The sequence below is a fragment of the Geobacillus sp. WSUCF1 genome, from assembly GCF_000422025.1.
Classification (GTDB): Bacteria; Bacillota; Bacilli; order Bacillales; family Anoxybacillaceae; genus Geobacillus; species Geobacillus zalihae.
This window is the reverse complement of record NZ_ATCO01000223.1, coordinates 1-8192: the sequence shown is the minus strand read 5'-3', so window position 1 is coordinate 8192 and position 8192 is coordinate 1. Positions and strand designations below refer to the sequence as shown.

Annotated in this window: 11 protein-coding genes and 2 pseudogenes; 9 read left to right on the top strand and 4 right to left on the bottom strand. The window is 54.0% G+C overall.

Annotated elements, in window-relative coordinates:
- Positions 1–71 precede the first annotated feature (71 nt).
- Positions 72–290, top strand: coding sequence for a YozE family protein (locus I656_RS00795; RefSeq protein WP_011231067.1), 219 nt, complete (start codon positions 72–74; stop codon positions 288–290).
- A 132-nt stretch (positions 291–422) separates the two neighbouring features.
- Positions 423–1067 (top strand): hypothetical protein, encoded by a 645-nt coding sequence (locus I656_RS00800; protein WP_020756799.1) that lies wholly within the window; start codon positions 423–425, stop codon positions 1065–1067.
- Here the strand turns inward: I656_RS00800 and I656_RS19810 are convergent.
- Positions 1049–1171: a hypothetical protein gene (locus I656_RS19810; protein ID WP_013145441.1), complete on the bottom strand. Its 123-nt coding sequence runs from the start codon at positions 1169–1171 to the stop codon at positions 1049–1051. The genes I656_RS00800 and I656_RS19810 overlap by 19 nt on opposite strands.
- Positions 1172–1301: 130 nt before the next feature.
- Here I656_RS19810 and I656_RS0116930 point away from each other — a divergent pair.
- Positions 1302–1482: pseudogene (locus I656_RS0116930) on the top strand (YozD family protein).
- Positions 1483–1493: 11 nt separating this feature from the next.
- On the opposite strand, the gene I656_RS00805 reads toward I656_RS0116930, so the two are convergent.
- Positions 1494–2615 carry a DUF2515 domain-containing protein gene (locus I656_RS00805; RefSeq protein WP_033006795.1) on the bottom strand — a complete coding sequence of 374 codons (1122 nt, stop codon included), beginning with the start codon at positions 2613–2615 and terminating at the stop codon, positions 1494–1496.
- A 222-nt stretch (positions 2616–2837) separates the two neighbouring features.
- Here I656_RS00805 and I656_RS00810 point away from each other — a divergent pair, with 222 nt between their 5' ends.
- Entirely contained in the window at positions 2838–3155 is a 318-nt protein-coding gene (locus tag I656_RS00810; RefSeq protein WP_015374738.1) for a YodL-like protein, read from the top strand.
- Positions 3156–3260: 105 nt separating this feature from the next.
- On the top strand, positions 3261–3425 hold the full coding sequence (locus I656_RS18810) for a hypothetical protein (protein WP_164832367.1): 165 nt from the start codon (positions 3261–3263) through the stop codon (positions 3423–3425).
- 35 nt (positions 3426–3460) lie between these two features.
- Here I656_RS18810 and I656_RS18805 read toward each other — a convergent pair whose 3' ends face one another.
- Positions 3461–3619, bottom strand: a complete 159-nt coding sequence (locus I656_RS18805) for a hypothetical protein (protein WP_008879283.1) — start codon at positions 3617–3619, stop codon at positions 3461–3463.
- Positions 3620–3745: 126 nt separating this feature from the next.
- On the opposite strand from I656_RS18805, the gene I656_RS00815 reads away from it, so the two are divergent.
- The 3 genes from I656_RS00815 (at position 3746) to I656_RS00825 (ending at position 6246) form a co-directional block, all read left to right on the top strand.
- Positions 3746–4153 carry a hypothetical protein gene (locus tag I656_RS00815; protein ID WP_013145438.1) on the top strand — a complete coding sequence of 136 codons (408 nt, stop codon included), beginning with the start codon at positions 3746–3748 and terminating at the stop codon, positions 4151–4153.
- A 511-nt stretch (positions 4154–4664) separates the two neighbouring features.
- Positions 4665–5375, top strand: coding sequence for a purine-nucleoside phosphorylase (gene deoD, locus I656_RS00820; RefSeq protein WP_013145436.1), 711 nt, complete (start codon positions 4665–4667; stop codon positions 5373–5375).
- 49 nt (positions 5376–5424) lie between these two features.
- Positions 5425–6246 (top strand): D-alanyl-D-alanine carboxypeptidase family protein, encoded by an 822-nt coding sequence (locus I656_RS00825; RefSeq protein ID WP_033006791.1) that lies wholly within the window; start codon positions 5425–5427, stop codon positions 6244–6246.
- Between the two features lie 38 nt (positions 6247–6284).
- On the opposite strand, the gene I656_RS00830 is transcribed toward I656_RS00825, so the two are convergent.
- A complete protein-coding gene (locus tag I656_RS00830) occupies positions 6285–6983 on the bottom strand; it encodes a class I SAM-dependent methyltransferase (RefSeq protein ID WP_033006787.1) in 699 nt (232 codons plus the stop codon).
- A 167-nt stretch (positions 6984–7150) separates the two neighbouring features.
- Here I656_RS00830 and I656_RS0116925 point away from each other — a divergent pair.
- Positions 7151–8037, top strand: a pseudogene (locus I656_RS0116925) (cation diffusion facilitator family transporter).
- Positions 8038–8192 lie beyond the last annotated feature (155 nt).

The following is an 8192-nucleotide window of genomic DNA, read 5'->3' as shown; positions in this document are numbered from 1 at the left end:
AAAAAAAGGCTTCACAAACAGCCAAAAGCTCATTATAATAGCAACAAAAGGAAAGGAAGAGGATGGGGGACATGGCAAAGTCATTCTACCGTTACTTGCTGCGCTTCCGCCATGGACACCAGGAAGATCCGGTCGTCCGGTTTGCGAACGGAGCGTATGAAGACCACAGCTTTCCAAAAGGGTCGACGGACTATGAAGAACTGAGCGGCTATTTGGAGCTTAACGGTGACTATTTGGAAAGTATGGTTGTGTTTGATGAGCTATGGGAGCAATTTTTGCATGAAGCATAACTAAGGGAGCGTTCCCATTTCATAAATTGGGAGCGCTTTCAAATAGCTTTTTTCCGCGCGGTTGCAGGTGTCCACCCTTCTTGGCATGCATATACTATACTAACCATTTGTTCCAAAAGGGGGGAGAGGCCAATGAGCGCGCCGAAACGCCCGAAATTTTCCGTCGGCGACATCGTCGTCAATACATTGTACGGAACGGTCGGAACGATCACCGATATTCAGCAGATTGACGGTGTGTTTTTATACGAAATCAACCATGGCCATAGCTTGTTTGCCGAGCAAGCGCTCATTTTATTGTCTGAGTTTGCGGGTGATTTATGGATCGCGGAAGAGATTGAAATTGAGTTGCCGTTTTTTCTTGGCGAAATTGTCCGCGTCCGCGATTATGGCGGCCATTTGTTCAAAATTGTTGGGGTGCGGACAGAAATTTACCGCTACTACGGGGAAGGATGGGAAGAGACGATTTACGAATTGAAACGGCTGATGGATGGTTGGGAGATTGAAGTCCATCTGGAAGACATCATTCCGCTTGCCGACGGAGAGGAGACGTCTATTACGCTCGTGCAAGATATTGTCATCGCCGCGCCGGTGAAAGCGTCGCTTCTATTGCCGCCGGCCGACAACGGAGAGAAAGGGCCGTCGGTCGACGAGCTCCTTGACATGTACAACGATTATAAAGCGTTATATGAATGGTTCGGCGATGAACAGTACCAACGGATGATGGAAACAGTTGTAAAACGTTTGCGGACAATCGCCGATCACCAGGATAGAAATTGATAAAGAATAAAAAGAAAATAAGGAATGCCGGCGAAAATGACGATCGCGCCCAATCCATTGACAACTGTTTCCATCATTTTATCGATCGCAGTGAATTTGTCCATTTTGTCCGCCTCCGTGTTTTTTGTTTTGTTGGTACATATGTATGGGGGAGACTGAAAAAATAGTACAACATGATTTTTGACATAAAACGGAAGGCGGCGACATACAACATTACAAAGGGGGCGAGATGCGGTGAAGGAAATTGAAGTGATTATCGATACGGAAGAAATCGCTGAGTTTTTTTTACCAAGAACTCATCCGCCGCGGCTTTGTGCCAACGCAAGAGGAGCTTGAGGAGCTCGCGGATATTACGTTTGACTATTTGCTTGAAAAATGCATCATCGATGAAGAGATTGACATCGATGGGGAGTAGTCCTCGTCGTTTTATGATGAAGTTGATTTGGCCGCCGCGATGGCGGCTGTTTTCATCATGGCCAAATGCCGCTCGTAGCGGCTGGTCATGTCGCCCGAGGCCGGAAGCGGGAGCGTTTCAAGCGTCTGCATGATCGCCTCATCGGTGAACCAATCGCGATGATCGTGGAACGGGTGCGCAAGATCCGGCCAAGCTTCCTCAAGGCGGGGGCTGTAAAAGCGGCGCCCATCAGGCGTTTCAGCGAACGATTGCGGCCAGAAGTCGGCGCGTGAGCCGCTGTGGGGGACGCAGCGGGCAAAGCGGCAGGCGCCGCGAAACAGCCGGGCGTCAAACAGCAGCAGACTGTACAGCGTTTTGCCTATATGGATGCGGTGGTGGACGTCGGCGAAATCGCGCACGGTCGTTCCGGCAAGCGCTACGCGGCGGCCTTTGGCATATGGGATGAGCACATCGTTGAACCCGAGCCATTGCTCGACAATAAACGGCCAGCTTGACAGCACGCGGGTGCGGAAAAACGGATGTTCGATGACGCGAAGCTGGATGTACTGCTGCTCGTTGATGATCAGAGCAACCGTAAGAAGCGCGGCATTCCCCGTTTCCCAAAAATGTTCCCACATCGGCTTCATAAACGAAGACACCGCTAGCGCCGGCAACAAATGAAACAGCGGCGTCTCCCTCCGTTTGCTTTCTTCGTACAGCAGAAGCTGCGGATAGGCATCATGAAAAATGAGGGCATTGGCGCGCTCCAAAAACAAAAAAAGGGGTGCAATGATTTGTTCCGGCAGCAAAAACGGAAGAAGGCCGCCGCGCAAATCCGTCATGTTCCAACCGCCGTTGCGCGAGACGAGATGGGCTAAAAACGCCCAATGAATTTCCCGATGGCGCTCAAAAAACGCTAAGTAGGCGGCGGTGCGCGTCACATTGTTGCGGTTATGTTCCGCCGTTTTCCGACGAATGGCGGCAACAATGCTCTTTTCTTCCGCGCTGAGCGGTCCGTCAGTCGGGACAGTTGTGCGGGCGGCCATCCGGCGAAGCAGGCCGTCATCGGCGAGGCGGACCGGATGGCGGTACAAAAAGGAGCGGTAGGCATACTGAAGCGGATGGCGCAGCCAAGCGAACGGGCGAGTCGGCATCAGGCTGTCTCTCCTTTGCATCATTTGTGGACTTTTGCCAGAAGACCGCGATCGTTTCGACAAAAGGAGTGCTCGTTTGCTGAAGGAATCGACACGCCAAATCACCAAATAAGTACAATACACGTTTTTCTCGGCTCCGAAGACGATTCGCGATCGAATTCGACATCAACCATAGTATGGGACGCGGAGGGCCGATTTATTGGGAGAAGGGAGAGGAAAACAATGGTTCGTTTATGGGGGAAACGGATGTGGATGACAAAACGTGCATATGAGGCGGTCGTTTTTCAAACACCGCGCTTTGGGGAAACGAAAGGCTACCGGCAAGTGTGCCGCATGACGGTGACGGCGGCCGGACATGATGAAGTGCTGGCGGTGTTGTATCGGATGTTGAATGTCGCCGATCTGATGCCGAAAAACTGTCAAGCTCGATTTATGCGGACTGGGGACGTTGTGCTGATCGATGAAGGGCGGAAAGGACAGACGTACTATCGCCTTTGTCCAGACGGATGGAAACAAGTGGAACGTCAGCTCATCTGTTGACGGAATATTCGAAAATATAGTCGCCAGCAAGAGCTAGAGATGATATAATATGAATAAAGCCCCCTTGTTTCGGGAACGGATAAGAAAGGAAAGGGGGCGGACTTGATGGAACATGACGAACGGCGGCGCGACATGCCGATGGTGGTCCCGGGCATCGACGACGATGAGGAGCTGAATGAAAGAGCGACAAAAGAGGAAATTGAACGCGGGGAATATACAAAAGTCGTCACGCTTGCTTGGGACGAATCCGAGCCGTCGGAACCGCGATAGAAACCCTTGTATCGCACAAGGGTTTCTGCGGTTTGTCACGATTCTGGATTGTCGTGATGGCCCGGACCGTTTTTCCGGCCGCCGGCGGCGGAATATTCTTTGGCATGCGCCTCATCTTCAGCAATCAATGCTTCTTTTGGAATATGGTTGTTCTTTTTCTGCCCGTTAATGCGGTTGCGGTGTTTTTTGCCCATCGTTTTCCCTCCTTGAACCGTCGTCGTCGTTAGTGTATGCGGTCTGACGGCGGTTCATCGACGGAAAATGTTTGCAGGCGGCATCATGCGGCGGGCGCAGGAGAAAAGAGGGAAGGGGGCGAAACGATGGCCGCACTGGCGCTGTCGCTGCTTGTGTGCGTTGTCTCGATTGCGGCATTGCTTTGGGTCAAAGGGCAAGTTGAGCGACTCTTGTTCCGCTGGAGAAGCGTGCCCCTTCTCCATGCGGTCAACGTCGTCATCATCGCTGCCATCGTTGCTGACATGTACTATCGGCTCAGCGGCATCGACGTGTACTTGCGCGATTTGGCCGATATCAACGGTTTTTGGTATGTCTTTGCCGGCGCGATGCAGCTCGTCTTTCCACTGTATTTGTTTTCCTGTTGGCTTGTCGCCAGGCGGCGCGAGCGCGAGAAAAAATATACGCGCAGCAAAGACAAAAAGGTGCTGTATATCAATGAGCGGTATTTGGCGCGCCGCCATCGGGGCGATTATCGCCGATCCAAAACATCGTAAGAGAGCGGCTCCCCCGCAAATGTCTCACCCACCTCCGCGAGTGCACAGGGGGAGCTTTCAGCGATTTGCGTATGTGCCAAACGACAATGCACAAGGACCCTTTCCGCTTCCCTTCGTTTCGAAGGTGCCCGTTTGAACAACATGTGATTCGATCCGACGGCGATTGCCGGCCAACATTCATCTCCCACATGGACGGGTGCTCGTGCACCTTCACGTTTCGAAGTGGGAGACTTCTTTCGGAATGATGTTAGAATTTGGTCTTTTCCTTTTTCGATGTGGACGGCTGATTGTTTGATTTGGACGATGGATTGGTTTTGTTGGCGTATTCCACCGCTTGTTCGAGTTTCTTTTTCATCGGTCTTTTCCTCCTTTCTCCTCGGGCAGGCACACATAGTATGCCCGTTCGCCGCCTCGGCTACTCGAAGGAAGACTGCCATTTTCCGCAAACATATGATATGATAGACGAGGGCATGGCCCGACAACAATCGTTCAAACCAAAGGAGGAATCCCATTGAGCGTACATATCGGAGCGAAGGCAGGGGAGATCGCGGAGCGCATTTTGCTGCCGGGTGATCCGCTGCGCGCCAAATACATTGCCGAAACGTTTCTGGAAGGAGCGGTATGCTACAACGAAGTGCGCGGCATGCTCGGATTTACCGGGACGTATAAAGGGGAGCGCATTTCCGTGCAAGGGACCGGCATGGGCGTGCCGTCCATTTCGATTTATGTGAACGAACTGATCCAAAGCTACGGCGTAAAGACGCTCATCCGCGTCGGAACGTGCGGAGCGATTCAGCCGGATGTGCGCGTCCGCGACGTCATTTTGGCGATGAGCGCGTCGACCGATTCCAACATGAACCGGCTCATTTTCCGCGGCCGCGATTATGCGCCAACCGCCGATTTCCATCTGCTGCGGACGGCGTATGAAGTAGGGGTGGAAAAAGGGCTGGCGCTAAAAGTCGGCAATGTGTTCACCGCCGACATGTTTTACAATGATGAACCGAATTGGGAAACGTGGGCGCGCTACGGTGTATTGGCTGTCGAGATGGAAACGGCGGCGCTCTATACGCTGGCGGCGAAATTCGGCTGCCGGGCGCTGTCGGTGCTGACGGTCAGCGACCATATTCTCACCGGAGAAGAAACGACGGCTGAGGAGCGGCAAATGACGTTTAACGAGATGATTGAAGTGGCGCTTGAAGCGGCGATCCGCAATGGCGCGTGATTGGGCTGCCGGGCGCTTGGGCCTGGGAAAACAGAAAAGGAGAAGGAACATGAACCAGCGATGGCAAGCGGCGATGTTGGTGTGCCTGCTGCTCGCCGGCTGCCAAACAGGGGAGAGCGGCAGCAACGGTGCGGCCGGCCCGTCCGGCCAGCCGCCGGAAAGCGCGGTGCACCCAAGCGATCATCAACAACAGGGGAAAACGAGCGAGAGCCCCGTCGATCCCGATTTGCAGCTTGAGGCGAAATATTGGAACATCGTCGAGGTGCAAAACGGACAAAAAGTGATTCAAAACCCTGACAACATTTTGGTGCTCGTCAATAAAGAACAGTCGCTCCCGCCTGGCTATAAGCCGGCGGACTTGGTCGTGCCGCGCGTGCCGTTTTTGTGTGCTGACCCGAACGCGGAAAAGCGGCATATGCGGGCCGAAGCGGCCGCGGCGCTTGAGGAGATGTTTGCCGCCGCACGCCGCGATGGCATTGAGCTGGTGGCCGTGTCCGCTTATCGTTCATACGAGCGGCAGCAGGTGATTTTTGCTGAAGAAGTGCGGCAAAAGGGGAGGGAAAAAGCGGTTCAAGCGGTCGCTCATCCAGGTCAGAGCGAGCATCAGACAGGGCTGGCGGTCGATATCAGCAGCCGCTCGGCCGGCTGTCAGCTGACCGAATCGTTCGGGGCGACAAAAGAAGGGCAATGGGTAGCCGCCCATGCGCACGAGTACGGATTCATCATCCGCTACCCGAAAGGAAAGGAAGCGGTGACCGGCTACAAGTATGAGCCGTGGCATCTCCGCTATGTCGGGCGGAAGGCGGCCGCGGTGATCAAAAAGCGCGGCTTGACGCTTGAAGAATATTTCAAAGTAGTGAAAAAAGTGTGAAAACGGCGCCTCGTCGAGGACGCCGTTTTTCTTGCCAGCTATGGTTCGCAGCAAAAGACGCAATAGCCAAGACGGTCGCCGAATTGAGCTGTCAACTGTTGGTGCATCTGCCATATGCTCGCCATCTCCGGTGTCGGCGGAAGGGCGATGACGATGGGTGCCCCAAGGCTTGGCGCTTCGGCTGCAGCCGCGTAGGAAAACTGGCGGCAGCCAAAGCCGCTTTGTTCGAGCACTTCTTTCCACTCCGCTGATGTCATGAGCTGACGGAAGCCGTAAAAGGCGGCGATTTGCTTTTGCTCGGCGGCGGTCAGCCGCTCATGACACGCTTCAATGCCGACGAATAGGCCATCGTTTTTGAGCACGCGGCGGATTTCGGCGAGCGCGTTTGGCAATGAAACGAAAGCAAGCACCGATTCAGAAAGCGCGAGGTCAAACGTCCCGGCGGGAAACGGGAGCGCTTCGACCGAGGCGCGATGCAAACGGACCGAGACCGCCTTGGCGGCAAAACGCTGTTTCGCCTTGGCGATCATCGTCGGGTGGATGTCGATGGCGGTGACGTTGGCCCCGTACTGTTCGGCGATATAAGCCGCCGTCTGTCCGGTGCCGCAGCCGACGTCAAGCACGGATGTTGAACGGTCGATCTTAAGTTTACGTAAGATTTGTTTTGTTAACTCAAAACCGCCTGGGTGAGCGCCATCGATCCCCATGTCCGCCAACCAGTCTAAATATGCAGACATCTGTTCCTCTCCTTTTTTGTTTCGACTTGGTTTATCATACGCAAATGCGCTCGATTTTGCCTTTAGACAAAAAAATTTGCTTGTCCCTATTCTTATGAAAAGAGGAAATTTTCTTGCTGTAGACCCAACCGGCTTCAAGCTGGTACACTGATACGTGCAAAAATGAGATGGCTAGGTTGGTGAAGAAAGTGGATCGAAAACAAGGAGCCGAGGCGGGCGCACTGCTGAGCATTTTCGTCTATCTTCTCCTTTCGGCCGGCAAGCTGTTGGCTGGGGGGGTGTTCGGCTCGGATGCGGTGGAAGCGGACGGTTGGAATAATTTGAGTGATATTATCGCTTCCTCGGCAGTCTATATTGGCATGAAAATCGCGAAAAAACCACGTGATTGCAACCACCCGTACGGACATTCGCGGGCGGAAAACATCTCCTCGCTGTTGGCTGCTTTTTTGATGATGTCCATTGGCATTGACGTGATCACAAGCGGCGTCCGCTCGCTGTTCGGCAAAGAAAAGGTAGCGGCTCCTGATGTTTTAGCGGCTGTGGTTGCGCTCGCCTCGGCGGCCGTTATGATTGGCGTTTATGCCATCAATCGTCGGCTGGCGCGGCGGACGAACAGCATGGCGCTGGCGGCCGTGGCGAAAGACAATTTATCGGATGCGCTGGTGAGCATTGGCGCCGCCATTGGCATCGCCGGCGCGCGGCTTGGGTGGCCATGGCTTGATCCGCTGGCGGCGCTTGTGATCGGGGCGATGATTGGCAGGACGGCGTGGAGGTGTTTATGGAGACGGCGCATACGCTCACCGACGGTTTTGATGAACAGCAGCTCGCCGTTTATAAAGACGAAATTGCAGCGGTGAGCGGCGTGCGCGATGTCGCTGACATTAAAGCGCGCATGTTAGGCAACGACATTGTGCTGGAAGTGACGATCCGCGTTGACTCGCATTTGACGGTGGCAAAAAGCCATGAAATCGCTGATGAAGTCGAGCGTTTGATGCGAAACCGGCATAACATTCGGGCGACGCACGTCCATGTGGAACCGGAAGCGGTGCGCTGACTGGCTTCGGGCGCATTGGCGGGCCGACGCGGCGAGGCGCTATATAGATGCAATTTGAAGCTTTAACATTTGTAGCTTTTACCGAGCATTTGATCGACTGTCGGGCGACCGAACAACGCCGCTTAAAGACCCATGTATGGGTCTGTGAAGCGGGT